The following is a 25,008-nucleotide window of genomic DNA, read 5'->3' as shown; positions in this document are numbered from 1 at the left end:
CAGGCGAACAGTCGGTGTCGTATCTTTCCGCACTCGATTGCAGCGTATCCGAGTCGACCCCAGACGGGGCCAGACCGCCCGGCACCGCCGGGCTTCTTTATTTCCGACGCCCAATTTTCTGGCCGTGCGCGGCCCGAACGATCGTCGCGATGGCGATACGCGCAGAACCTGCCGCGAAAACCCGATGTCCCAACTACCCTCAGAAACCGCCCGACGCCGCACCTTCGCGATCATCTCGCATCCCGACGCCGGTAAAACCACGCTGACCGAAAAACTGCTGCTGTTCGGCGGTGCGATCCAGTTGGCCGGCACCGTAAAGGGCCGCAAGGCGTCGCGCCATGCTACGTCCGACTGGATGGAGATGGAAAAGCAGCGCGGCATCTCGGTGACCACCTCGGTCATGCAGTTCGAGCACCGCGACAAAATTTTCAACCTGCTCGACACACCGGGACACGAGGATTTCTCCGAGGACACGTACCGCACGCTGACCGCCGTCGACTCGGCGCTGATGGTCATCGACAGCGCGAAGGGCGTCGAGGACCGCACGATCAAGCTGATGGAGGTTTGCCGGCTCCGCGATACGCCGATTCTGACCTTCATCAACAAGCTCGACCGCGAAGGGCGCGAACCGATCGAGTTGCTGGACGAAGTTGAGCAGGTGTTGAAAATCCAGTGCGCGCCGATGACCTGGCCCATCGGCATGGGCAAGCGGTTCAAGGGGGTGTTCCATCTGTACCGCGACACGATTCACCTTTTCAGCCCGTCGCATGGCGACCGCATCGTCGAGGGCGAGGTCATCCAGGGACTCGACAACCCGCGCCTGGACGAAGTGCTGGGCGACCAGATCGACGAGGTCCGCGAGGAAATCGAACTCCTGCAGGGAGCTAGCCACCGGTTCGACCTCGACGCCTATCTGGCCGGTCGGCAGACACCCGTCTTTTTCGGCTCGGCGATCAACAACTTCGGCATCCTCGAATTGCTCGATACCTTTGCCGACTATGCGCCGGAACCGCAGGGCCGTCAGGCGCGCGAGCGTAAGGTGGAGGCCTCGGAAGAGCCCTTCTCGGGCTTCGTGTTCAAGATTCAGGCGAACATGGACCCGGCGCACCGGGATAGGATCGCCTTTCTGCGCATCTGCTCGGGTCGTTACCAGAAAGGCATGAAGATGCATCATGTCCGGTTGAAGCGCTCGATCCAGGTGGCCAATGCCATCACCTTCCAGGCCGATTCGAGAAAGAACGTCGAGGAAGCCTACGCCGGCGACATCATCGGCCTGCACAACCACGGGACAGTGCAGGTGGGCGACACCTTCACCCAGGGCGAGGAGTTGAAGTTCGAAGGCGTCCCCTACTTCGCGCCAGAGCTGTTCCGGCGCGTCGTACTCAAGGATCCGTTGAAGTCCAAAGCGCTGCAGAAAGGCCTGCAGCAATTGTCGGAAGAAGGCGCGACGCAGCTCTTCAAGCCGCTGCGCAACAACGACCTGATCCTGGGCGCCGTCGGCGTGCTGCAGTTCGATGTGACCGCCTACCGGCTCAAGAGCGAATACGGCGTCGACTGCATCTACGACAACGTGCAGGTCACGACCGCACGGTGGATCGAATGCGCCGATGCGAAAAAGCTCGAGGACTTCAAACGCAAGGCACACGATAATCTCGCTGAAGACGGCAGCGGCCACCTCGTCTATCTGGCGACCAGCCGGGTCAACCTCGAACTGACGAAGGAACGCTGGCCGGAGGTCGAGTTCCGCGCCACCCGTGAGCTCTGAAGCCGGATGCGGGGACTCCCGCGTCGCAACGTGCCCATGACCACCAAAACCCGGCCCGAGGCCTCAGGGCGGCGACACTCGACAGGAGCGGACACGTGAACATCGTCATCATCGGCTCGGGCATCGCTGGCGTCACACTGGCGGAGGAGGTGCGCAAGACCTGCCCGAGCGCGACCGTCACGGTTCTAACCCACGAAACCCATGGCTACTATTCCCGCCCGTTGCTGTCGCACGGATTTTCCCGGGCAGACATCGAGGAGAAGATCGTGCTGCGCAGCTTCGACGCGCTCGTCGACTCCGGAATCGCGGTTATCGCGGGCGCCGAGGCCGTCGCGATCGAGCGCACACTGCGGCAGGTCCGATATCAGCTGGACGGCACCGAATCGGCGCAGGCTTACGACCGGCTGGTACTGGCCGTGGGCTCTGATCCGCTGGTTCCGGGTCCATTCCGCCCGCATCGCCCGCTGTTTCGGGTCCTGAACAGCCTGGATGACTTGTTGGCCCTACGGCGACTCCGCACGACCGTACTCGATGACGCACGAACCCCGAACTGGGCCATCATCGGCGGTGGCCTGATCGGCTGCGAGTTATCTTCAGATCTCGCCAAGGCAGGCGACCGGGTGACCTTGTTCCATGCCCTGCCCCGTCTGATGGAGCGCCAGTTGGAGGACGAGGACTCGGTCCGGTTGGCGGCCGTGTTGCAGGCATCCGGTGTCGAGCTGCGTCTCCACACCGCAGTCCAGGGCTTCGTGGTCGACCGTGGCCGCGCACGCGTGCTGGGGGCAACCGGGCCGGATCCTGCCGACTACGACGGCATCATCGTCGCCTGCGGCTTCAGTCCCAGGACAAATCTGGCGCGCGACGCGGGACTGCGGGTGAACCGGGGAATTTGCGTCGGCAGCGATCTGGCCACCGAAGACCCGGCGATCTACGCGTTGGGCGACGTGGCCGAGTTCGACGACGGCCGGATCTACGCGTATGTCATGCCGATCCGCAGCCAGGCGCTGTGGCTGGCGAAGCATCTGGCGGAACTGGGCGATGGCCACTGGACACCACCCACCTTCCATCCAAAAGCCAAGGTGCACGGCTTCACCTCCATACACCCTTACCGATGGTAAACCCCGCCGTCCTGCGGCGGCCCCGAATTCACGAGTCGTTCCGCGACAGCGCCGACAACACGGGGACTTCGGGAGGATCGGGCGGTAACGCGACGAGGTCTTGTCCGGTTTCTCCCAAGCGCGGCCACGCGGTCAGCACGGCCTTGACCAGCGTCGCCAGCGGAATCGCAAAGAACACGCCCCAGAAGCCCCACAGCCCGCCAAAGAACAAGATAGCGACGATGATCGCCACCGGATGCAGGTTCACGACCTCGGAAAACAGCAGCGGCACCAGCACGACCCCGTCGACGGCCTGGATGATTGCGTAGGCGAGCAGCAGATACCAGAACTCATCGGTGACCCCCCACTCGAAGAAGGCCACCATGACCACCGGAATCGTCACCAGCGTCGCGCCCACATAGGGGATGATCACCGAGATCCCCATCAGCACGGCCAACAGCAGCGCGTAATTCAGATCCATCAGCGTGAACGTGACGTAACTGGCCGAGAGCAGGATCAGGATCTCGATGAACTTGCCCCGGACGTAATTGCCGATCTGCATATCGACTTCGCGCCATACCCGCATCGACAGATTGCGTTCGCGCGGCAGATACTGATTGAACCAGCCGATGATCCGGTCTTTGTCCTTCATGAAGAAGAACACCAGCATCGGCACGAGAATCGCGTACACCAGCACGGTCAGTGCGCTGACGAGGGACGAGTACGAGTAGGTCAGCATCGACTGGCCGTAGGCGAGCAACTCGCGCCGGATCGTATTCATGAACTCGTAGGTTTGCTCGGTCGTGATGAACTCCGGATACAGTTCCGGCAGCTGCAACACGAGCACCTGTCCACGACCGACCCACGCCGGCAGCTGTTCGATCAACTGTGCCGTCTGCTGGTATAGGAGCGGCAACAGCGCGAAGAAGGTGAAGAAGACAAAAGCAAGAAAGAAGATATAGACGACGATGACGGCAATCAGCCGCGGCAGCCGTTCGCGCACGCCGATCGCGACGATCCCTTCCAGCAGATAGGCAATCACACCGGCCGCAAAGACCGGCATCAACATGTCGGCCAGACCGACGACCACGACGAAGCCCAGGGTGAGCAACAGCGCGAACGAAACCGCCTGCGAATTGGGCAGTACGCGCCGCACCCAGTCACTCAGCCATTCGCGGACGGATTGCATGTTCTCCCGGGCCCTCCTTAATCAGGCGGCTGAGTCTACAACAAAGCCCTGCCCAGGATAAGGCGAACGCGACGACGCGGATCTGCAGCACCGCGCCCCAAGCCCCGAAGAACCCTGTCCCGCCCGGCCTGCGATAGCGCCGACGCGCGCGCAGGTACTGCTTCAGAACACAGCTTATCCACAGCATCTGCACAGAAAAAACACAGTATCTTGTGCTTGACGCTAGCGAAAACCACATCGTATAGTGTCAGCCGTTCGATCCGATCACCATCCCGATACCGCACAGGAGCGCTGCATGGAATCCGAATCCGCTCTCGCCACCCAAAACGCCCGCCCCCTTCCGCCCACCCCGCCGACAACCGTTCCGGTGGAACTGCGCAGCGTCGCGCCGGGGGAATTGAAGGTCATCCGGCGCAACGGCAAGGTCACGTCCTTCGACGCCAGCAAGATCACGGTGGCGATCACGAAGGCTTTCCTGGCGGTCGAAGGCGGCAGCGCAGCGGCCAGTCGGCGCATTCACGACGCAGTGGACGAATTGACCGATCAGGTCGTCAAGGCGCTGCTGCGCCGTCTGCCATCCGGCGGGACGCTGCACATCGAGGATGTGCAGGATCAGGTGGAACTCGGCTTGATGCGCAGCGGCCACCACAAGGTCGCGCGCGCCTATGTCCTCTACCGCGAAGAGCGCGCGCGGCTGCGGGCCGAAGCGGCGAAGGAGGAGACCCGCCCGGACGAGGACACCGCGCTGAGCGTCACCTTCCCGGACGGCACGACCCGCCCGCTCGACCGCGCGCGGATGGAGCGACTGGTGCGCGAAGCCTGCCGCGGCCTGAGCGGGGTCGACGCCGACTGGATCCTCACCGACGCGCACCGTAACCTGTTCGATGGCGTGCCGGAAAGCGACGTCGTTCCCACGCTGGTCATGAGCGCCCGCGCCCGCATCGAACAGGAACCCGATTACTCCTATGTCGCGGCGCGCCTCCTGCTCGATATCGCTCGTCGTGAGGCGCTCAGCTTCATCGAAGGTCGACATCTCGAAGCCACCCAGCAGGAAATCACCGAACTTTATCCCGACTATTTCGCCCGCTACATCAAGCACGGCGCCGAACTCGAACTGCTGTCGTCCGAACTGACCCGGTACGACCTGCCGCGTCTGGCACAGGCCCTGAAGCCGGAACGGGATTTGCAGTTCAGCTATCTGGGTCTGCAGACCCTTTACGACCGCTACTTCATCCACAGCAATGGCGTGCGAATTGAGCTCCCGCAAGCCTTCTTCATGCGGGTCGCGATGGGGCTGGCGATCAACGAGGTTGACCGCGAAACCCGCGCGATCGAGTTCTACGACCTCCTCTCCTCGTTCGACTTCATGTCGAGCACCCCAACCCTGTTCAATTCGGGCACCCTGCGCCCGCAGTTGTCCTCGTGTTATCTGACGACCGTCCCCGACGACTTGGATGGCATCTACGGTGCCATCAAGGACAACGCGATGCTGTCCAAGTTCGCCGGCGGCCTCGGCAACGACTGGACGCAGGTCCGCGCGATGGGCGCCCACATCAAGGGTACGAACGGCAAATCCCAGGGCGTGGTGCCCTTTCTGAAGGTCGCCAATGACACGGCCGTGGCCGTGAACCAGGGCGGCAAACGCAAGGGCGCAGTCTGCGCCTATCTCGAAACCTGGCACCTCGACATCGAGGAGTTCCTGGAACTGCGCAAAAACACCGGCGACGACCGCCGCCGGACCCACGATATGAACACCGCGAACTGGGTTCCCGACCTGTTCATGAAGCGGGTCGCCGAGGAAGGCGACTGGACCCTGTTTTCGCCGAATGACACGCCCGATCTGCATGACCTGACCGGCACCGCCTTCGAAGAGCGCTATCGCGCCTATGAAGAAAAGGCCGATCGCGGCGAATTGCAGGTCTTCAAGCGCCTGCCTGCGCTACAGCTATGGCGCAAGATGCTCTCGATGCTGTTCGAGACCGGCCACCCGTGGATCGCCTTCAAGGATCCCTGCAATATCCGTTACACGAACCAGCATGTGGGTGCAGTGCACTCTTCGAACCTGTGCACCGAGATCACGCTGCATACGAACGACTCCGAGATCGCCGTCTGCAACCTGGGTTCGCTGAACCTGTCGGCACACATCGGCGCCGATGGGCAACTCGACGTGCCCAAGCTCAAGCGCACCGTCGGCACAGCATTGCGGATGCTCGACAACGTCATCGACATCAACTACTACAGCGTACCGCAGGCGCGCCGCTCCAACCTGCGGCACCGTCCGGTAGGACTGGGCGTGATGGGCTTCCAGGACGCGCTGTACCAGTTGCGGATACCGTACATGTCCGAGGCAGCCATCGCCTTCGCCGATCGCAGCATGGAACTGGTCAGCTACTACGCGATCAAGGCTTCCACCGATCTGGCCGAGGAACGCGGTCGCTACTCCACGTTCCAGGGCTCGCTGTGGAGCCGCGGAATTCTCCCGCATGACGCGATCGCCCTGCTGGAGCAGGCGCGCGGCGGCTATCTCCAACTCGACCGCTCGTTCACGCTGGATTGGGACGACCTGCGCGAACGCGTAATGACCGTCGGCATGCGCAACTCGAACGTCATGGCCATCGCACCGACCGCGACGATCTCGAACATCTGCGGCGTATCCCAGTCGATCGAACCCACCTACCAGAACCTGTTCGTCAAATCGAACCTGTCAGGCGAGTTCACCGTCGTCAATCCCTACCTCGTCCAGGATCTCAAGCGACTCGATCTGTGGGATTCGGTCATGATCAATGACCTCAAGTACTTCGACGGCAGCGTCCAGAATGTCGAACGCATCCCGGAGGACCTGAAGCAGTTGTACGCCACCGCCTTCGAGATCGATGCCCGGTGGCTGGTCGAGGCCGGCGCCCGCCGCCAGAAATGGATCGATCAGGCGCAGTCGCTGAACCTCTACATGTCGGAGCCTTCCGGCAAGAAACTCGACACGCTGTACAAGCTCGCGTGGGTCCGCGGTCTCAAGACGACCTATTACCTGCGCTCCCTGGGCGCCACGCACGTCGAAAAGAGCACCGCCTTCGACGGGAAGCTCAACGCCGTCAAGACTGACCCGATCGACGATGCCCTGCCCCGCCAGGCGGCGACCGAGGGCAAGGCCTGTCTGATCGACGACCCGACCTGCGAGGCATGCCAGTAAGCCGAATGTCGGTCGGGCCGCAAGGCCGGGCTTCAGCCCGACAAACAGGCCAGACGGTCATCAGAACGGGTGGGACGCACAGCCGCCAGCGCTTCTCCGGTCGCTGTCGGAAATCCTGTGCGTCTTGACCCCTCCATCCTAGCCTGTTCAGAGGGAAGCAACTGAATGTTGCTCGAAACTAGCCGTCGAAAATACTTGAAAAGGTTGGTAGGTCGGTGTCTCAAAAATGGGTATATAGGGCAGTCGTCAATTCTGCGGTACCGATTTTGTGTCCTAGAAATAGCGCTCGATTTCCCTCCGTTGATGGCGAAATCCGTCCGAAGGCAAATATTGTATTCGATCAGCTTAAGGAGGAAGGGCTTATCAGAACGGATGGTGCTGACAGTCCATTCTTCAACCTTACCGAGAAGGGCCTACTAGAAGGAAATACTACTTGGCTCAAACGGCAATTCGAACGGTTAAATGACAAACAAGGGATCTGGGCATTCCTTAGTTTTCTTGTATCTCTGATTGCTTTGTTCTCGAAGCGCTGACCCAAAGCGATGCCGAATAGCCCAGATGACTTCTCCCGTTCGACGCAGCCGAGCATCGCAGGCACGGACGGAAACAGCCCGAAGGGTGACCGCAGGGATGCGGTCATGCGGCAGCCGGGCTAGGACAGCCCGTCTGCCGCGCCCGGCCGCGACGAGACGCGCAGGGAACCGCGTAGCGGCAAGTCGCCGGGCGGCCTTTCTTTTGGTGACTTTTCTTTGGCCGCGCAAAGAAAAGTCACTCGCCCGCGGGGGCGAGACCCCGCACCAAAAAAGGTATTTCTCCAGCAAAATGACGGCCGCCGACAGCCAATTCGCCCATTAGGGACGGTCATGTCGCTGGAAGCGCGAAGCACCACAAGAAAAAAGAGCACGAAGGAGGACATGCCATGATCGACCTACCCTACTCCCTGATCATCGAAACCACCGAAAACCCCGAACGCTATGGATTCCATTCCCCCGACCTCGACGGCTTCGCCGGTGTCGGCTTCTCGATCGACGACTGCATCTACCGCGCGCGCTGGGGTATGCGGGAACATATCGAACAAGTCCTCCAACAGGGCCTGACCGCACCGCCAGCCAATCACGACCCGATAATCACCATACGTAATCCCAAGCGCGCCGAGGCAGCCTGACGAGCCCCCTACTCATGCTCGGCGCCGACTATAGACCACAATCACCACACCCTTTTTTCACCGCTGTTTCAAGGTAGCAAGACGATGGAACTCAACTGGGACAATCCGCTGGCCAACCTGCCGGGACTCCAGACAAGACCCGAGAAGCCACTGAGCCTGGACTTCGAGACGGCGGTCGAACCGCCGGCGCAGATCAAGGAGATCCCGGCGCCAGCCGCTGTCGCGCCCGTTCCTCATCCCGCTGCTGAGATCCGCCCGCCAATGGTCTCACGGGCAACCGGCGCTACCGGGCTCGAAGCGATCGAGATGGGGGCCAAGCGGATACAGGTCGACGACAAGCAAATCATCAACTGTCGCGCCGATCTGAACCAACTCGTCCCGTTCAAATACAAGTGGGCCTGGCAGAAGTATCTCGATGCTTGCGCCAACCATTGGATGCCGCAGGAGATCAACATGAATGCGGACATCGCGCTATGGAAGAGCGCGGACGGCCTGACCGAGGACGAACGTACGATCATCAAGCGCAATATGGGCTTTTTCTCGACGGCCGACTCGCTGGTCGCGAACAATCTCGTACTTGCCCTGTATCGCCATATCACGAATCCGGAATGCCGGCAGTACTTGCTGCGGCAGGCTTTCGAGGAAGCGCTGCACACCCACGCCTACCAGTACGTCGTCGAATCGCTGGGCATGGACGAGGGCGAAGTCTTCAACATGTACCGCGAGTTGCCGGCGGTCGCGCGCAAGGCCGAGTGGGCCCTGCCCTTCACCCAATCCCTGGGCGACCCTACGTTCTCGACGGGCGCCCCGGAAGCCGACCAACGTCTGCTGCGGGATTTGATCGCGTTCTACGTGATCTTCGAGGGCATTTTCTTTTACGTGGGCTTCGTGCAGGTGCTGTCGATGGGCCGGCGGAACAAGATGACCGGCACGGCCGAACAGTTTCAGTACATTCTGCGCGACGAGTCCATGCACATGAACTTCGGCATCGACGTGATCAACCAGATCAAGATCGAGAATCCGCACCTGTGGACCGACTCGTTCAAGCAGCAGATCATCGACATGATCCGCGAGGCGGTCGACATCGAGGTGCAATATGCCCATGACACGATGCCGCGCGGCGTGCTCGGGCTGAATGCCCCGATGTTCAAGGATTACCTGGAATTCATCGCCAACCGGCGCTGCAGCCAGATCGGTTTGCCGGAGCAATATCCGGGTGCCTCCAACCCGTTCCCCTGGATGAGCGAGATGCTCGATCTGAAGAAGGAGAAGAACTTCTTTGAAACTCGGGTCACGGAGTACCAGACCGGAGGTGCGCTGTCCTGGGAGTAATGCCTCGCTGCGGCCACGACCGCGGGCCGCTTCCGGGGCACCCGGGTACCTGACGGAAGGTGAAGCGGGGCCCCGCGTTCAGGGCTGCGGCCCTTTCTTGCGGGCCTGAACAAAAGCGTGGTAAGCGCCGCGACATTCGAATAGTATTACCGCAGCTTGACGACCGCGAAGAGGATCATCCGATCCCGGTCGGTCGCGACGGCACATGGGCTAGGCGTTCGTCATCATTGCATCATTGAATGACGGACACCGCCAGGGTCGGCGCGGGGTGCTTTGGTGCCTCAAGATAAAACCACAGGCAATGTGGTGCTAACAACCAGTAAGTTGAGGAGATCTTAGATCCATGAAGAACGAAATCACCAAGAAGTTGGGTATCGCCCTTGTGACCGGCTTTTTCGGTCTCACCGTTGGTGTAGCGTCGGCTGCCGAGAACGCCGAAGGCGTCAAGGAGCACATGGCGCTGACCGTCAAGACGACCCAGGAAGCGCTCGCGGCTGCCAGCGCCGGTAATGGCGAGGGTTGCGTGACCAGCATCAAGCAGGCCATCCAGCATTACAAAGAAATCACAGGCGATGCAGCCGGCAAGCCGCTGCAAGACACCATCAAGAAGATTAAGGCCGCCAAGGATGCATGCGCTGCTGGCGATCCTGCGGAAGGTGCCGCCGTATTGAAGGATGCCGTCGCCGACCTCGAAAAGATCCAGGCTGCCGCGAAGTAATCGGCCACCGGATACGCTCCGCCCACGCCGCAAGGGCGTGGGCGGGGATGCTCAGCCCCACTTTCGACCCACCCGCAGACGACGTCCACTTCCCCTCCTTCACCCGCTTCGGGAACCCAACCGTTCGCTCAGCCCGACGCCTTCCGAGACCCGCACCGACCGGGTCAAAACTCCTGACCGCTTGATGACTCGCCGGCGACCCCGCCGAGACCACTCTGGCGTACTACCGCCGCGAGTTTACCCGTCCCGCCCAACTACCCCTCGTTGCACGCGTCATCGCGTAACGGCTTTTCGAACATAAAGTCCTCAATCACGAGTACATCCAGGCCGGTCGTCATGAACACCGACACGGCGTCCTCGACCGAATGGACGATCGGCTTACCCATCACGTTGAAACTGGTGTTGAGCAGCAACGGGATGCCGGTCAAAGCTCGAAAAGCCTCGATCAGGGCACGAAACCGTGGATTCGAGTCCTGAGTGACGCTCTGCAACCGACCCGTTCCGTCCACGTGAACGACAGCCGGGACGCGTTCCCGCGCCTCCGGCCGAAATCGCAAGGTACGTTCCATATAGGGAGACGACTGGTAGTCGAGAAAATACTCGGGCCCGTGTTCATCGAGAATCGAAGGGGCGAAGGGCCGGTATTCCTCGCGGAACTTCACGCGACCATTGATCCAGTCTTTCATGCCGGCCTCGCGAGGGTCGGCAAGAATCGACCGGTTGCCCAGCGCACGCGGCCCGAACTCTGCCCGGCCCTGCACCCATCCGACCAAACGACCATCCGCGATACGCCGCGCTGTCTCGAACGCGATCGTGTCCGGAAAGCGTTGTACTCGCAGCCCTGCCGCATGTCGCGCCAGGCGCTCGAGGGCTTCACGAGAAATGCGCGCGCCCAGATACGGTGACAGCGCCATTCCACGCTGTGTGCCGACCAGCCCATCCGTAGCGCGGGCCAGGTAGGCCGCACCTAAGGCCGTACCATCGTCGGCGGGCGCGGGCGGGACGTACAGCCGGCGAAATGGCGTGCGTTCGAGGATCTGGCCGTTGAAGGACGAGTTCAGGGCACAACCGCCAGCCAGCGCCAGACTGTCGCTCGGGAACCGCCGATGCAGGTTCGTCAGCAGTTCCGACATTCGCTCGGCGAACACCTGCTGCCCCGTGTGGGCCAAATCCGCGGCTTTGCTCCGCAGCTCCGACATGGACCGTCCGTTCAACCGCGCCAGCGCTGCACCCAAAGCCGCCGAGTCATGCCGCACATTCAGCCCTTCGATGCGGATGCTGTCGCCCAGCAGCCGATGGAATTCCGGATCGAGTTGCCCATAGGCTGCCAGACCCATGACCTTCCACTCTTCTCCGTGCAGCCAGTCGAAGCCGCACCACTCGGTCAGCTTCATGTAGAACAAACCCAGACTGCCCAGCCCGCGCGCTTCGTGGATGCGCTCCAACTGCCCGCCGCAATAACGGAAGAAGGCCAGTGCGCCGCGCTCGCCATAGGAATCGACCACCGCACAAGCAGCCTCCTCGAAGGGGCTCGCGAAACAGGCACTGGCGGCGTGCGTGTGGTGATGGTCGAAATCGACGATCCGAACGGGCAACTTCGGCCAGCGCTCCCGCAACAGGCGGACCGCATTCAATCCGGCCTTCGCGATCGCATTGCGCTGGCAGGCCATCATGTGATGCAGCTTGTAATTCGGCAGCGGGGACCGAAGGGGCTTGATGCCGGTGCGCAGCAGGCCGTCGGCGCGGAGTATTCCCAGCGCAGCGACGGCCTGCTCGTACAGCGGCCGGCGGCGGCGCCAATTCAGTGCCAGGCAGATGCGCTCCGGTTCGATCGCAAGACCACTCAGGACTTCCGGCAAGTAGGAAAGATTGTCCGGCTCGGCATTCAGCGCTCGCTTGTACTGCAGGCAGCGCTCGGTCGCCTCGGCGTACAGTACGTCGCCATCAGGCCCCAACAAGGCCAGCGCCGGGTCGTGGTACGTGACCGAAAGACCTATATACAGCGTACCGCCGCTCATCGCTGCGCGGCACCGGGACGCGAGACGGGCGGGGCGATTATTTCGGCCATGAAGCGGCCTCGATAAGACGTTACAATGGCGGCGACCACCGCCTTTTGCACTATGACCAAGATCGCATCGACCGCCGGACCTTCATCTGCTGTCTCACTCCGGCTTTTCGGATCGGTCGCCGAGCATGGCCTGGCAGTGGTACTACCCGTGTGCACCCTGTGGTTCCTCTTGACCGGCCCCCATACGGTGGGTAACGCCCTATTGTGGACGCTGCCGGTGTGGCTGTTCATCGCAGTCGATTTCCTGAGCCCGCCGGACCGGCGGGCTCCGGCGCGTGACCTGCCCGCCTGGCCCTTCGACGGTCTGTTGTATCTGCTGGCGATCCTGCAGATCGCCAATATCGTCCTCATGGTCGTAGCGGCATCGCAGCTGACTTGGACGGGCACCGAGAACGTCATCCTCGGCGTGGCCAACCTGCTCGCAATACGTATTCTGGTCGGCACGAATTCGTGCTGCTCATGCATCGCTGTCGCTCATGAACTGATCCACCGGCGCGGAACCTTCCCGCGGCTGCTCGGCCGGTGCCTGCTGCTGACGGTGTGCTACGAGCACTTCGCCGTGGAACATCTACGCCGCCACCATCGACATGTGGGTACCGCCGCGGACCCGGCGACAGCGCGATTTGGAGAGACCTATGCCGCCTATTGGCGCCGCACCAAGCTTGAACAGTTCCGCAGCGCATGGGCCCTGGAAAACGCCCGCCTTGGTTTGCAGCCGGGTCTGCGTGTCTCGGGAAAACTGTTGCGCCACGAGGTTTTCCTCGGCGCCACCGCGGAAATCGCCCTGACCGTCCTGATCCTGGCTCATGCTGGACCGGCCGCAGCCATCATTTTCCTGCTGCAGGCCCTGGCCGCCGTGCGCCTGCTCGAGGCAGTGAACTATTTTCAGCATTGGGGCCTGGAACGCCGCGCCGGTCTGCCTGAACCCTTCGACGCCTGGGTAACCGAGTCGTGGTTTTCCCGGCATGTCTTCGTTGGCCTGGCCCGCCATTCGGACCATCATCGACATGGCGCGAAAGCCTATCACCGGCTGGACTTCTGCGGCCGCGGACCGCGCCTACCCTATGGCTACTTCGGCATGGCGCTGTTGGCGAAGTCGTTCAACGCCCGATTCCAGCGCATGGCCCGGGCCGAACTGCTCCGCTATTCGCAGCCCAACCTGGACACCGCGATGAGGGAAGCGGTCTCGTCGTCGCCGGTGACATGAGGGTCAGAAGGGCGGACGGTGGCCGCCCATCTGTCCCTTGAGGCCGCGCAACAGATTAGCGATATTGCCCTTTTTGAACTTCTTCATGACCTTCTGCATCTGGTCGTGCTGCTTCAGCAGCCGATTCAGGTCGGCCACGTCGGTACCGGAGCCCATCGAGATGCGGCGCTTCCGCGATGGGTTGATGATATCCGGGGACTGCCTTTCCTGGGGCGTCATCGAATTGATGATGGCGAGTTGCTGCACCATCTCCTTGTCGTTGACCTTGTCCTTGGCTTCCTTTGGCATGCCAGCCACTCCCGGGAGCTTGTCCAGCATCGCGGCGACGCCGCCCATGCTTTTGATCTGCAACAACTGGTCACGATAGTCGTTCAGATCGAAACCCTTGCCTTTATGGATCTTCTTGGCGAGCTTCTCGGCCTTCTCGCGATCCATTTTGCGCTCGACCTCTTCGATCAGGGTCAGCACGTCACCCATGCCAAGGATGCGCGAGGCCAGCCGATCGGGGTGAAACACTTCCAGAGCTGCGGTCTTTTCCCCGATACCGAGGAACTTGATCGGCTTGCCGGTGATGTGGCGAATCGACAACGCCGCACCGCCGCGTGCATCGCCATCCGTTTTGGTCAGGATCACACCGGTGAGTGGCAGTGCGTCGTTGAAGGCCTTGGCCGTGTTCGCCGCGTCCTGGCCGGTCATGCTGTCGACGACGAAGAGGGTTTCGATCGGCTTGATGGCCGCATGCAGCCGCTTGATCTCGTCCATCATGTCTTCGTCGATATGCAGCCGGCCGGCCGTATCGACGATGACGACATCGAAGTATTTCTTGCGGCCGTGCGCCAGCGCCGCATTGACGATATCGACCGGATCCTGGCTCGGGTCGCTGGGAAAGAACTCGGCCCCGACCTCTGCGGCCAGCGTCTGCAACTGCTCGATGGCAGCCGGCCGGTAGATGTCGGCGCTGGTCACCAGCACCGATTTCCGCTCGTTTTCCTTGATCCAGCGCGCCAGTTTCGCGACCGTGGTCGTCTTGCCCGCGCCCTGCAGGCCGGCCATCAGGATAGTTGCCGGTGGCTGAGTTGCCAGGCTCAGCTTCTGATTGGCCTTGCCCATCACCGCCACGAGTTCGTCGTTGACGATCTTGATCATCACCTGTCCGGGCGAAAGCGCCTTCTGCACTTCCTGGCCGAGCGCCCGCGTCTTGACCTGCTCAATGAACTCCCGCACGACCGGCAGCGCCACGTCGGCCTCGAGCAGTGCAGTCCGCACCTCGCGCAAGGTTGCCTCGACGTTGGCCTCGGTCAGGCGCCCCTGACCCTTGATTTTTCGGAGTGACTCGCTGAGCCGTTCGGTTAAAGTGTCAAACACGGGTGTATTCCTCGATGATCCGTTCCGCGGCCTGTCGCTGCAGGCTTCAACTCGATCGGGCATTATGCCAGACTAGCCGAAAGGAGGGGCATGAACTCGATGACTTCAAACGCGTTCAGCGTCGCGGCGATACTGGCATATGTCGGGGCCTGCGCCCTGATCTTCCGGTCCATGCGACAGGATTACTCGGCGCTGGGCGGCAGCGATCAAGGGCGCCTCATAACGCTCGCACTGGGTTGGGTTGCCGCCGTCTTGCACAGCCTTGCCGCAGCCCGCGACCTCAGCGCGGGCGGCCCCTTGAATCTCGGCTTCCTGAATGCCCTGTCGCTGGTCACGCTGCTGATCGTGCTGATACTGCTGATGGCGTCCCTGGCCAAACCGGTGGACAAACTCGGCATCGTGGTGTTTCCGTTGGCAGCGGCCGTGCTGGTCCTGCAACTGAGCTTTCCCGAGGAGGGCCCCCCGCCGAAGGACTATGCCTGGCCAATGCGCATCCACATCGTCGTATCGATCTTTGCCTACAGCTTCCTGAATATCGCCGCGATACAGGCCATCCTGCTGTCCCTTCAGGACTGGGGGCTGCGTCGGCGCCACTTGAGCCGTTTGCATCGGTCGCTCCCTCCTCTGCAGACCATGGAGGCGATGTTGTTCCAACTGATTGGCGCTGGATTGCTGCTGCTGACGCTGTCGCTGCTGTCAGGGTTTCTGTACCTCGACGACCTGTTCGCCCAGCATCTGGCTCACAAGACCGTGCTCTCGATCGCGGCGTGGATCGTCTTCGCAATACTGATGTGGGGACGCCTGATCCACGGCTGGCGCGGACGCACCGCGATTCGCTGGACATTAGGCGGCTTTGCGTCGCTGATGTTGGGTTACTTTGGGAGCAAGATGGTCCTGGAACTGATCCTGCATCGTGTCTGATTGCGCCTGAAAAAAACGGGAAGACCTCCCGTTTAGTTGAGGCGGAGGGATCGGGTACAATCATGGGGTGTGCCGAAGGCACAGAGATCGATTGGGGGGAATTGATCTCTGTCGCGGGAAGAGATTCCAGCACCTCCGGCACACACCTTTTGCAAAGCCTCATCGCATTCCGACGGGTACCGCCGACGCGGCGGGGCCACGCTACGGTTCGGAGGTGCGCCCACGCGGACGGCCCACTGGCAACTGGTCTGCTCGGCGCACCTCGGAACGCACCGCGCAAGGTGGTCAATCCAGCTCACGTTTGGACAGGTTACAGCCTGTCTTCGCAAGACCATCACCGCGGTACTGCGCGATACGCAGAGCATTTGGCCCGGCGCTCCGGCCCAGCGGCCGCGAGCCTTCCCTGGCTCTACGCGTCTCGTTTTCGCTGCTAGGACTCGCGGTCAATCTGTTCGGCTGGGACTCCCGCCGTCCCCATGCATGGTGTTACCGCCAGCTCACGCCATCGCCGGAGATGCCGCCATGAAGTCCGCCAGCTTATCGGCCATTTTCCTGCGAATCACCCTTCGCAAGAACGGCGTATAGGCCAGTAGCGCCTTCGGCAACCCGACTAGGCGCTTGGCAAACTCGAACTCGGACAATTCGTAGAACCAGTCCTTCTGCTCGACGATCCGGCCCCCGGTCAACGTGAAGGTACTGCCGATCAGGTAATCCATCGTCCTCGGTTCGGCCTTGTCTTCAAGCTGAAAGAGATAACGGATCCGGTACCGCGCAATAACCTGGTCCCCATCTTCGCGGAGCACCTTATAGCCCAGCATCGTGATCGGCGGCGTACGCGTGCAGAACCATTGCCACATCGCACGGACCTGCGCCCCATGAATGTCGTCAAAGGCGTAGTCGCTGAAATGTACATCATCATCCAGACAGGACTGCATGCCTACGAAGTCACGCTTCAAGTAACTGCGAAAGAACTTCTCCACGGTTGCTAGGTTCGACATAACCTCCTCCTCTTATTCTCTTATTTATTATTGACTTATATCAGCGCCGGCAGGCGCTGGGAGAATGGGCACAGATGTCCTCGACATTTCTGTGCATCGCTGAGACTACGGAATACCGGCGATTCGCGCAATCGCGCGATCCGCGTTGGCCCCACATCGAGAATGAGCGGCGAATGCGGATGGAGGGGCACGTCGCCGCGCGCGAGCGAGTACTGGAGCGGGTCGCTGGCCTCGGCAAAGGCCTGCTGAGCGACCCGTACTTTGCCAAGCAGGGGTCAGGCCGAATCAGGTCAGGTGCATCGCCTGTTCAAGCCCGTGACGGAGCGCCGGCCAAAGCGATTGCCAGAACCTCTTCAACCAGTCGCGCCGGCAGCTTCAATCCGTGGTCGACCCGGAAGCGCTCCACCGCCTCGTCAGCCGTCCGGGGTGCCGGGGTCATCGCTGCAAGAAAACCGCCCAGATCTTCCATGACGGCCCAGGGGTAAATCAGCCAACGCCAGGTTTTGACTTCTTCGGCGCAGAAATCAGGAATAAAGGGCGACTGGCGCTTGTGCTGCAAAACCGCGACCCTGACTGACCGCACGCCCAAGTCCTGCAGGTAGGCCACGGCCAGACGAAGCGTGTCGCCGGTGTCGGCGACATCATCGACCAGCAACACATCGAGGTCGCTGATGTCCGCGACCAAGGGGGTTACCAGACGGACCTTGGGCAATCTACTCGCTCCGGCCCGATAGTGTGCGATGCGGATGCTGTCCAGTTCATAAAGGTTCAACCGATCGCACAATAGACGTGCCGGCACATAGCCCCCGCGCGCGATGGCCACGATCCGATCGGGTTGAAAGCCGGAAGCCCGAATGCGGCTTGCCAGGCTTCCCGCCAAACGGGCAACCCGCGCCCACGAAATCAACTCACAGCGCATGACCGAGGGTAGCTGGAAAGCAGGTTTTGCCCGGTTGCCATGAGATCCCGCTTCCGCAGGCGGCCGAGCAACGGATTCAACGGCCGGAGTGCTCATCACCCCAGTACGCGGCTGCACCGCCATGCGAGGTCCTGAGTTCCGCAGCCGTGCGACAGAAGGTCTCGCGGCTCAACAGTGCTTCGGCCGTCAGCAAGCCGACGAAATTACCGTAATGAACCAGCAGGTGCTGTTCGTATTGCTTGCGCTGCGGCTCCGGCAGCGTGCGGTAAGCGTCGTCCTCAAACACCTCGAATGCCTGCTCGAAGGCGCTGCGTTTCAGGGCGATACCACAGACATTCGCTCCCACGGAGGCATAGGCCAGATCGATCATGCGATGTTGCCGCTCTTCACCGACCAGCTTGACGACCTTCTGGGCCACGACGTCCCAAGCCGGTTCCAGCTCTCGCCACAGAGTCGCCGCCTGGGGGTCGGCAGCGTCCGTTGCCGAAACCACCCGGAAACAGCACACCAGCATGCAGCTCCACAGCCGCCGATCGTTCATCGTCATTCCCCTGCCATCCAACGCTAACGGCGCCAACCGCCGTGGTACCACCCGCCACCGCCCCGATACCAGCCGCCACCTCGCCAGGGCCGGTACGCCCCGCCGTAGTAGTACTTCCGGTAGCCGTAGACCCCGTAATACGAGGCACCGTAGACACCTGGCCCCATGCCATAGTACGGGTGACCATAGGTCGTCGTTGCGCAGCCCTCCAGCAAGCACAGGCCCGCACCGACCAGGGCCGCCACCCGCAGGTGCTGCCAGCACCGCACCCACCGCCCCGGCTTCACCTTACTTCTCCCCGCAACGATAGGCTGCACCGACGTAAGTGACATTGGTCTGCTCCGAGCTACCGCCACCAGAGCCTTGCGAAACGGCCAGGGTTCCCGTCTGTCCCGATCGGGTTGTCAACAGTTGAATCGTGTTCGCACCCATCTGCAACGCCTGGTTTTTCATATCGTTGCGCGCTCCTGTTTCCAGATTCGCGTTGCTTGTGAACCCCCCGGTGAAGGAATTGCCCTGATTCCCGGTCACTTCTCCCAGGTACTCGCATCCGGCCGGATCGGCGGTGACGATTCGAATGCGCTGCGCGCGCGGGTCCAGAGGAACGGCTGCGCAGGCGACCAGATCCAGCGCGAGCAGCAAATTCAGACCAAGGACAAGGCGGTTCCTCATACTTCCACTCCAGACAAGCTGATGAGACACCAAGATTCACTCGCGCGAAACCGCGCTTCCGCTTCCACCGAACATCACGCGATCGTGACTGCCGGCGACAGGTAGACGTCCTGAATCGCATTCAGCAGTTCCACCCCCTCTCGCATGGGTTTCTGGAAGGCCTTCCGTCCGGAGATCAGGCCCATGCCACCGGCACGTTTGTTGATCACCGCCGTGCGCACCGCCGCCGCGAGATCGCCCGCTCCTTTCGACTCTCCACCCGAGTTGATCATACCGATACGCCCCATGTAGCAGTTCGCAATCTGGTAGCGCACGCGGTCGATCGGATGCTCGCTTGTCAGGTCGCTGTAAACCTTGGGGTGCGTCTTGGAGAACTTCAGGGCGGTGAAGCCACCATTATTTTCCGCCATTTTCTGTTTGATGATGTCGGCCTCGATCGTGACGCCCAGATGATTACCCTGGCCCGTCAGATCTGCGGCCACGTGATAGTCGACTCCGTCTTGCTTGAACGCACTGTTGCGCAGGTAGGCCCAGAGGATGGTCACCATCCCGAGCGCATGAGCCCGCTGAAAGGCTTGGGATACCTCCCAGATCTGCCGACGGGACTCCGGCGAACCGAAGTACACGGTGGCGCCCACGGCCACGGCGCCCATATCGAAGGCCTGTTCGACACTGGCGAAGAGGGTCTGATCATAGCTGTTCGGATACGATAGGAACTCGTTGTGATTGAGCTTGAGGATCATCGGGATCTTGTGGGCATAACGGCGCGCGATGCTGCCCAGCACACCGAGCGTCGAAGCGACGGCGTTGCAACCGCCCTCGAGCGCCAACTCCACGATTTTCCCGGGATCGAAATAGTCGGGGTTGGGTGCAAAAGAGGCGCCACCGGAGTGTTCCACGCCCTGGTCGACGGGCAGGATGGACAGGTAGCCGGTTCCGGCGAGGCGGCCCTGGCCGTATAAGGCCGCGAGATTGCGCAGGACTCCCGGCTTCCGGTCGGAAGCTGCGACGACGCGGTCGATGAAATCCGGCCCCGGCAGGTGCAGGCGGTCCTTGGGGATGCCGGTACAGACATGGTCAAGCAGCGTGGGCCCTTCTTCGCCCAACAGAGAGTCGATGTCGTTCATGGGAGATCCTCCGGTCGGTCGCTGCCGCTGTCATACGGTGGGATCACTCCCGCCGACCTTCCAGTCAGCCACCCGACATGGCAACGCAGCTGACACTCAATGCCGACAGCGGATGTGCCATCATAGCGCTATTTACTAGAGGAGTGCCCATGCGCATCGATGCCGTCTCCATCGGCCGGAACCCGCCCAAGGAAGTGAACGTCGTGATCGAGGTGCCCATCGGAGGACAACCGATCAAATACGAGTTGGACAAGGCCGCCGGAACACTGTTTGTCGACCGTTTTCTATACACATCCATGCGGTATCCGGGCAATTACGGCTTCATTCCCCACACGCTGTCCGACGACGGCGATCCCTGCGATGTACTCGTCGCCAATCAGCGCGAGATCTTGCCCGGCGCCATCATTGCCGTGAAGCCGGTTGGGGTGCTGAAGATGCAGGACGAGGCCGGCGGAGACGAAAAGATCATTGCCGTGCCTGTGCCGCGGCTGACAAGGCGCTATGAATACGTCCACAATTACACGGATCTGCCCGACAACCTGGTCCGTCAGATCCAGCATTTCTTCGAGCACTACAAGGATCTCGAGCCGGGCAAGTGGGTCAGCGTGGTAGGCTGGGGCGATGCCGACGAAGCTGAAGCCATCATCACCCGTTCGATGGAGCGGGATCGCGAGGCCGCACTCCAGGAGCCGCGGAGCCTGCGTCGCCGGGGTTCCGACTGAGCGCTTACCATAGCGAGGCTCGGCCGGACGGACGCGGCGTCATTCCGGCCCGCACCCAGTCGGCGGACAAGCCGAACCCGTTCTCGCCTGTTCATTTGGCGCCTGCGGACTTCCGCCGGCGCGGGCGCAGTGGTACGCTCCTGATCACCTCCGGATACCCTACCCTCTGCGCCGATCGTGCGGCACGTCCGTGACCCTGAAAATGAATAGGATCCGCGCCCTTGCCCGCCTCGGCTCACGTCCCTGACCGGCGCGCCGCCCTCACAGGCCACTGCCTATCGGATCACGGGTAGGACGATGATACTCCCGCGATGAGCAGAATCAGGCGGCGCAGCCGCCCCATCCACATCCCCCGCGCTCCCGGCCCGCTCGGCGATGGGCGGGCGGGCAGCACCGCCGACACGCTGCCCCCCGTCAGCAAGCCCGGGTTTGGACCCTGGGCCAGCCTTTTGGCGCTGGGCCTCTTGTTGCTGATTGCCGCGCTGGCATTCCACTGGTTCGGGCTGGAGCGCGGCACGCAGACGGCGACCGAACCCGCTGCGCTGAGCGTCGCAGGCTATGTGGGTGCGGATTCCTGTGCCGCGTGCCATCGCCCGGAGTACGATCGCTGGCAGCAATCGCACCACGCCGCTGCGATGCTGCCACCCGACCCGCAAAACGTGTTGGGCGACTTCCGCGACGCTGAGTACGCGCAGTACGGGCGCCGCACCAACTTTCTCCGGCACAACGGCCAGTATCTGATCCGGACCGATGGCCCGGATGGCCGCACAGCCGAATTCCCGGTCAGGTACGTGTTTGGTCGTGCGCCGCTGCAGCAGTATCTGTTGCAACTCCCGGGTGAGCGACTGCAGGCGTTCTCGATCGCCTGGGACAGCCGCGACGCGCCCGAGGGTGGCCAGCGCTGGTTTCACCTGTATCCAGGCGAAAACATCGACTCCCGTGACCCTTTGCACTGGACGGGGCCTTACCAGAACTGGAATTTCATGTGTGCGGACTGCCATTCGACGAATGTCCGGCACAACTATGATGCGCAACACGACCGCTTCGACACCCGGTGGTCCGAAGTCAACGTGGCCTGTGAGGCCTGTCACGGACCCGGATCGGCCCATCTGGCCTGGGCAGAGAAGCGGCAACGTTTCTGGAAACGGTGGCGTTCGGAGGATCCCGGCCGCGGTCTGGTCGTCCGCTTTGAACACACAGCCGACCCCGGTCGCCGTGCTTCGATCATCAACGGTCGCACGTTACGTTTCTCGGAGGACGCGCAGATCAGGGCCTGCGCAGTATGCCACTCTCGCCGCACCGCGCTGACGAACGAGTTCCTGCCGGAGGAGGGTTACGATCAGCACTACCTCGCCGCGCTCCTGTCGGATGACTTGTACTTCGTCGATGGCCAGATCAAGGACGAGGTGTACGAGTACAACTCTTTCCGGCAGAGCAAGATGTTTGCTCGGGGTGTGGTATGCAGCGATTGTCACGACCCGCACTCCACCAGCCTTCGCGGTGATCGCAATACGGTCTGCCTGCAGTGCCATCAGGCCGCCCGCTACGAAGCCTCGACGCACCATCACCATAATGGCAAAGTTCCGTCCGCCGTTGGCTGCGTCGATTGTCACATGCCGCAGCGCACCTACATGGTGGTGGACCCGCGGCGGGACCACAGCTTTCGCGTCCCGCGACCGGACCTGACAGAGCACTTGGGCGTTCCCAATACCTGCCAGCAGTGCCATCGCGACAAGCCGGCGCTCTGGGCCGCAGATCAGGTCAAGCGCTGGCTGGGACGGGATGCCGCAGGCTTTCAGCACTTCGGGACAGCCCTGCAGGCAGTCCGCACCACCGCGCCCGGGGCCGAGGCACTGCTCCGCGCGGCGCTGAACGACCCGACCACGCCGCCCATCGCCAAGGGCAGTCTCTTGGAGGACGCCGGCGCCGTGCTGTCAGCCATTCCGGACGCCCTGCGCCGGAGCCTGCACTCGGAGTTCGTTCCTGAGCGCCTCGGTGCCTTGCGCGCGACGCAAGTGATGCCCCTCTCGCAGCGTTGGAATCTGGCGGATCATCTGCTGGCCGACAGCCAAAGGGCGCTGCGCATCGAAGCGGCACGCCTTCTGGCTGGAACGGGCTTGACCTCGGAACAGAGCCGCCAACTCGAGCCGGCCCTGCAGGAACTCCGAACGGCAGCCGGGATCTATGCCAGCCGACCGGAGTGGCGCATGATCGCAGGCGGTGTCGAGGCGGCCTTGGGTCACAGCACACAGGCGGTTGAGCAGTATCAAGCGGCGCTGGCCATACAGCCGGGTTTTGCGCCGGCCTATGCCAATCTGGCCGATCTCTACCGGGCACTCGGTCAGGAAGACAAGGTGAGAGAAATGCTGTCGCAAGGCCTCAGTGCAGCTCCTAATGACGCCGGTCTTCACTACGCCCATGGACTGCACCTGGTCCGTGTCGGGCGCACACCCGCTGGGCTCGCCGAAATCAAGCGCGCAGCGGAGTTGGCCCCCGATGATGACCGGTATACCTATGGCTACGCGGTCGGACTTTACTCCTCACGCAACAAAAAGCCCGCCTTCGACTTTCTGGCAGCCCACCTGCGCGCTCATCCGAACGACCGTGAGGCGCTCTACCTGCTGGCACAGATGGCGATCGAGAGCGGGCGTCAGGCGACGCTGGCGCCCTATCGGTCGAGACTTGAACAGTTCGCGGAAGAGGACGCACGAGCACGCCAACTGATCGAAGCACTGCCCCACTAGCGTCTGGCAGGCGGAGCGCCCGAGCGCCGGTGGGCTACTGAGCGGCAACTGCGCAACACCCGCATCGTCACGACTCGGATTACGGGGTAGCGACCTGCAGCGGAACCGTCGTCGGGCGGGGCCGGGGCCGCGCATCAGCGTGTACACTGGGGGGCATATTGGGGCGTCGGAGGTGCTGGCACCCTTCTGGGTGCATAATGAGCGTTGACCCGGGCCCCTGGCAACGGCGTGCAGGCCTGAGCGTACACTGCGCGGCACGCGGCGACCCGACGTTTTCAGGTTTTCTGGCAAGGATTTATGGATAACTTTTTCGGCGGACTGGGGGCTCCGATGATGCTGCTCGCCGGCGCGTTCTTCGGCATCACGGCCCTATTGTGGTTTCTTCTCCCCTTCTCGGTCTTCGGCATCAAGGCCCGCTTGGATCAGGAGATCGAACTGCTGGCGCGGATCGAAGAGCAGCTTAAGTCCCTGAATCGGAGAATCGGCACCACGGAGTCGCATGCGTCCATTTCCCCGGAACCTGGCGAGACCGAACCGGCAACGCCAGACAGTGCGATCACCGAGGCGTCCGCAGCCCCACGCGGAGATCAATGCGATACGGTGTCCGCCCCGCCACGCGAGAACCGCTGGCAGCGCCCCGGTTGACCATACCCGCTCGCCGATCGACACCGTGGAACAGACCGCAGCATGAAAAGACCGTCCATTGTTCCGACACTGCTCGCCGCGCTGTTAATTTCCGCCTGCGCCTCCATACCGGAAGGTCCGACCGTGCTGGTGCTGAAGGGCGGAACAAAAACCTTTCAGCAGTTTGCTCTGGATGACACGGTATGTCGCCGTTTCGCTGCGCTCGAAGCCAGGGGTACAGCCCCCGACCAGGCCTTCATCGCCGCTACCGCGGCCGCGCCACCAGCGAGCCCGCCGGCGCTCGCCGAAACGCCCTTGGCTGCCGGTGTGCGACCGCAACAGCAGCTTTACGACATCGCCTACGCGCAGTGCATGGATGACAAGGGACACCGGGTTCCGGGATCCATGCCAGAGGAACTGCCGGCTCCGCCGTTACTCCCGGAAGCGCCGCTGCCCGCCCCGGAAGCCAATACCGACTGATCTCGAATCCCGCAACCGACCCCTTCGACCGATTGCGCCGACGTCGGAAGTTTTCAAGGTAGTTGTCGCCTCGGTGCTTAAGCTTCATGCGGCTTTTTGGGACGGTTGGGTCAGCTCCTTGTCAGGGTGGTCAGGCGTGTTGGTCTGGTCCGGGTTCAAGTGAACGA

The 25,008-nt window shown here is 62.1% G+C and carries 21 protein-coding genes; 12 read left to right on the top strand and 9 right to left on the bottom strand.

What is annotated here, in order from left to right; translation table 11 throughout:
- Positions 1–184 precede the first annotated feature (184 nt).
- Together BWR02_RS06510 and BWR02_RS06505 are read left to right on the top strand one after the other, a co-directional pair.
- Positions 185–1,765, top strand: coding sequence for a peptide chain release factor 3 (locus BWR02_RS06510; RefSeq protein ID WP_139556950.1), 1,581 nt, complete (start codon positions 185–187; stop codon positions 1,763–1,765).
- 95 nt (positions 1,766–1,860) lie between these two features.
- Positions 1,861–2,883: an NAD(P)/FAD-dependent oxidoreductase gene (locus BWR02_RS06505; protein WP_139556949.1), complete on the top strand. Its 1,023-nt coding sequence runs from the start codon at positions 1,861–1,863 to the stop codon at positions 2,881–2,883.
- Between the two features lie 28 nt (positions 2,884–2,911).
- Here the strand turns inward: BWR02_RS06505 and BWR02_RS06500 are convergent, their stop codons facing one another.
- The gene (locus BWR02_RS06500) at positions 2,912–4,051 is read right to left on the bottom strand and encodes an AI-2E family transporter (RefSeq protein WP_139556948.1); all 1,140 of its coding nucleotides are present in this window, start codon (positions 4,049–4,051) and stop codon (positions 2,912–2,914) included.
- A gap of 295 nt (positions 4,052–4,346) precedes the next feature.
- On the opposite strand from BWR02_RS06500, the gene BWR02_RS06495 reads away from it, so the two are divergent.
- The 4 genes from BWR02_RS06495 (at position 4,347) to BWR02_RS06480 (ending at position 10,453) form a co-directional block, all read left to right on the top strand.
- Positions 4,347–7,238: a ribonucleoside-diphosphate reductase subunit alpha gene (locus tag BWR02_RS06495; protein ID WP_139556947.1), complete on the top strand. Its 2,892-nt coding sequence runs from the start codon at positions 4,347–4,349 to the stop codon at positions 7,236–7,238.
- 919 nt (positions 7,239–8,157) lie between these two features.
- Positions 8,158–8,403, top strand: a complete 246-nt coding sequence (locus tag BWR02_RS06490; RefSeq protein WP_139556946.1) for a type II toxin-antitoxin system HicB family antitoxin — start codon at positions 8,158–8,160, stop codon at positions 8,401–8,403.
- Positions 8,404–8,487: 84 nt separating this feature from the next.
- Positions 8,488–9,735: a ribonucleotide-diphosphate reductase subunit beta gene (locus BWR02_RS06485; protein ID WP_139556945.1), complete on the top strand. Its 1,248-nt coding sequence runs from the start codon at positions 8,488–8,490 to the stop codon at positions 9,733–9,735.
- Between the two features lie 343 nt (positions 9,736–10,078).
- On the top strand, positions 10,079–10,453 hold the full coding sequence (locus BWR02_RS06480; RefSeq protein ID WP_139556944.1) for a hypothetical protein: 375 nt from the start codon (positions 10,079–10,081) through the stop codon (positions 10,451–10,453).
- A gap of 254 nt (positions 10,454–10,707) precedes the next feature.
- On the opposite strand, the gene BWR02_RS06475 is transcribed toward BWR02_RS06480, so the two are convergent.
- The gene (locus tag BWR02_RS06475) at positions 10,708–12,471 is read right to left on the bottom strand and encodes a carbamoyltransferase family protein (RefSeq protein ID WP_139556943.1); all 1,764 of its coding nucleotides are present in this window, start codon (positions 12,469–12,471) and stop codon (positions 10,708–10,710) included.
- A gap of 102 nt (positions 12,472–12,573) precedes the next feature.
- Here BWR02_RS06475 and BWR02_RS06470 point away from each other — a divergent pair, with 102 nt between their 5' ends.
- Positions 12,574–13,728, top strand: coding sequence for a fatty acid desaturase (locus BWR02_RS06470; RefSeq protein ID WP_162560049.1), 1,155 nt, complete (start codon positions 12,574–12,576; stop codon positions 13,726–13,728).
- A 3-nt stretch (positions 13,729–13,731) separates the two neighbouring features.
- Here the strand turns inward: BWR02_RS06470 and ffh are convergent, their stop codons facing one another.
- A complete protein-coding gene (gene ffh / locus BWR02_RS06465; protein WP_139556941.1) occupies positions 13,732–15,093 on the bottom strand; it encodes a signal recognition particle protein in 1,362 nt (453 codons plus the stop codon).
- A gap of 99 nt (positions 15,094–15,192) precedes the next feature.
- Between ffh and BWR02_RS06460 the strand changes: the two genes are divergently transcribed.
- Positions 15,193–16,014 (top strand): cytochrome C assembly family protein, encoded by an 822-nt coding sequence (locus tag BWR02_RS06460; protein WP_139556940.1) that lies wholly within the window; start codon positions 15,193–15,195, stop codon positions 16,012–16,014.
- 497 nt (positions 16,015–16,511) lie between these two features.
- On the opposite strand, the gene BWR02_RS06455 is transcribed toward BWR02_RS06460, so the two are convergent.
- The 6 genes from BWR02_RS06455 to BWR02_RS06430 form a co-directional block, all read right to left on the bottom strand.
- Entirely contained in the window at positions 16,512–17,012 is a 501-nt protein-coding gene (locus BWR02_RS06455) for a nuclear transport factor 2 family protein (protein ID WP_139556939.1), read from the bottom strand.
- Between the two features lie 307 nt (positions 17,013–17,319).
- A complete protein-coding gene (locus BWR02_RS06450; RefSeq protein WP_139556938.1) occupies positions 17,320–17,931 on the bottom strand; it encodes a phosphoribosyltransferase in 612 nt (203 codons plus the stop codon).
- 76 nt (positions 17,932–18,007) lie between these two features.
- On the bottom strand, positions 18,008–18,478 hold the full coding sequence (locus tag BWR02_RS06445; protein ID WP_162560048.1) for a hypothetical protein: 471 nt from the start codon (positions 18,476–18,478) through the stop codon (positions 18,008–18,010).
- A 17-nt stretch (positions 18,479–18,495) separates the two neighbouring features.
- A complete protein-coding gene (locus BWR02_RS06440; protein WP_139556936.1) occupies positions 18,496–18,759 on the bottom strand; it encodes a hypothetical protein in 264 nt (87 codons plus the stop codon).
- A 1-nt stretch (position 18,760) separates the two neighbouring features.
- Positions 18,761–19,144 carry a DUF4156 domain-containing protein gene (locus BWR02_RS06435; RefSeq protein WP_139556935.1) on the bottom strand — a complete coding sequence of 128 codons (384 nt, stop codon included), beginning with the start codon at positions 19,142–19,144 and terminating at the stop codon, positions 18,761–18,763.
- A 74-nt stretch (positions 19,145–19,218) separates the two neighbouring features.
- A complete protein-coding gene (locus tag BWR02_RS06430; RefSeq protein WP_139556934.1) occupies positions 19,219–20,271 on the bottom strand; it encodes a class I fructose-bisphosphate aldolase in 1,053 nt (350 codons plus the stop codon).
- Between the two features lie 149 nt (positions 20,272–20,420).
- On the opposite strand from BWR02_RS06430, the gene ppa reads away from it, so the two are divergent.
- The 4 genes from ppa (at position 20,421) to BWR02_RS06410 (ending at position 24,841) form a co-directional block, all read left to right on the top strand.
- The gene (gene ppa, locus BWR02_RS06425) at positions 20,421–20,993 is read left to right on the top strand and encodes an inorganic diphosphatase (protein ID WP_139556933.1); all 573 of its coding nucleotides are present in this window, start codon (positions 20,421–20,423) and stop codon (positions 20,991–20,993) included.
- A gap of 311 nt (positions 20,994–21,304) precedes the next feature.
- Positions 21,305–23,737, top strand: a complete 2,433-nt coding sequence (locus BWR02_RS06420) for a cytochrome c3 family protein (RefSeq protein WP_139556932.1) — start codon at positions 21,305–21,307, stop codon at positions 23,735–23,737.
- 297 nt (positions 23,738–24,034) lie between these two features.
- A complete protein-coding gene (locus BWR02_RS06415) occupies positions 24,035–24,382 on the top strand; it encodes a hypothetical protein (RefSeq protein WP_139556931.1) in 348 nt (115 codons plus the stop codon).
- 42 nt (positions 24,383–24,424) lie between these two features.
- Entirely contained in the window at positions 24,425–24,841 is a 417-nt protein-coding gene (locus BWR02_RS06410; RefSeq protein WP_139556930.1) for a glycine zipper family protein, read from the top strand.
- The last annotated feature ends 167 nt before the right edge of the window (positions 24,842–25,008 follow it).

The organism is Methylotetracoccus oryzae (assembly GCF_006175985.1).
GTDB lineage: Bacteria > Pseudomonadota > Gammaproteobacteria > Methylococcales > Methylococcaceae > Methylotetracoccus > Methylotetracoccus oryzae.
The sequence above is the reverse complement of the archived record's forward strand: the minus strand, read 5'-3'. Positions and strand labels throughout refer to the sequence as shown.

Excerpts from the sequence above, each read along its gene's own strand:
- BWR02_RS06480 (WP_139556944.1), top strand. The coding sequence starts at position 10,079 with ATGAAGAACGAAATCACCAAGAAGTTGGGTATCGCCCTTGTGACCGGC.
- BWR02_RS06495 (WP_139556947.1), top strand. The coding sequence starts at position 4,347 with ATGGAATCCGAATCCGCTCTCGCCACCCAAAACGCCCGCCCCCTTCCG.
- BWR02_RS06430 (WP_139556934.1), bottom strand. The coding sequence starts at position 20,271 with ATGAACGACATCGACTCTCTGTTGGGCGAAGAAGGGCCCACGCTGCTT.
- BWR02_RS06435 (WP_139556935.1), bottom strand. The coding sequence starts at position 19,144 with ATGAGGAACCGCCTTGTCCTTGGTCTGAATTTGCTGCTCGCGCTGGAT.
- BWR02_RS06470 (WP_162560049.1), top strand. The coding sequence starts at position 12,574 with ATGACCAAGATCGCATCGACCGCCGGACCTTCATCTGCTGTCTCACTC.
- BWR02_RS06475 (WP_139556943.1), bottom strand. The coding sequence starts at position 12,471 with ATGAGCGGCGGTACGCTGTATATAGGTCTTTCGGTCACGTACCACGAC.
- BWR02_RS06410 (WP_139556930.1), top strand. The coding sequence starts at position 24,425 with ATGAAAAGACCGTCCATTGTTCCGACACTGCTCGCCGCGCTGTTAATT.
- BWR02_RS06485 (WP_139556945.1), top strand. The coding sequence starts at position 8,488 with ATGGAACTCAACTGGGACAATCCGCTGGCCAACCTGCCGGGACTCCAG.
- BWR02_RS06460 (WP_139556940.1), top strand. The coding sequence starts at position 15,193 with ATGACTTCAAACGCGTTCAGCGTCGCGGCGATACTGGCATATGTCGGG.
- ppa (WP_139556933.1), top strand. The coding sequence starts at position 20,421 with ATGCGCATCGATGCCGTCTCCATCGGCCGGAACCCGCCCAAGGAAGTG.
- BWR02_RS06415 (WP_139556931.1), top strand. The coding sequence starts at position 24,035 with ATGGATAACTTTTTCGGCGGACTGGGGGCTCCGATGATGCTGCTCGCC.
- BWR02_RS06490 (WP_139556946.1), top strand. The coding sequence starts at position 8,158 with ATGATCGACCTACCCTACTCCCTGATCATCGAAACCACCGAAAACCCC.
- BWR02_RS06445 (WP_162560048.1), bottom strand. The coding sequence starts at position 18,478 with ATGACGATGAACGATCGGCGGCTGTGGAGCTGCATGCTGGTGTGCTGT.
- BWR02_RS06455 (WP_139556939.1), bottom strand. The coding sequence starts at position 17,012 with ATGTCGAACCTAGCAACCGTGGAGAAGTTCTTTCGCAGTTACTTGAAG.
- BWR02_RS06450 (WP_139556938.1), bottom strand. The coding sequence starts at position 17,931 with ATGCGCTGTGAGTTGATTTCGTGGGCGCGGGTTGCCCGTTTGGCGGGA.
- BWR02_RS06500 (WP_139556948.1), bottom strand. The coding sequence starts at position 4,051 with ATGCAATCCGTCCGCGAATGGCTGAGTGACTGGGTGCGGCGCGTACTG.
- BWR02_RS06510 (WP_139556950.1), top strand. The coding sequence starts at position 185 with ATGTCCCAACTACCCTCAGAAACCGCCCGACGCCGCACCTTCGCGATC.
- BWR02_RS06420 (WP_139556932.1), top strand. The coding sequence starts at position 21,305 with ATGAGCAGAATCAGGCGGCGCAGCCGCCCCATCCACATCCCCCGCGCT.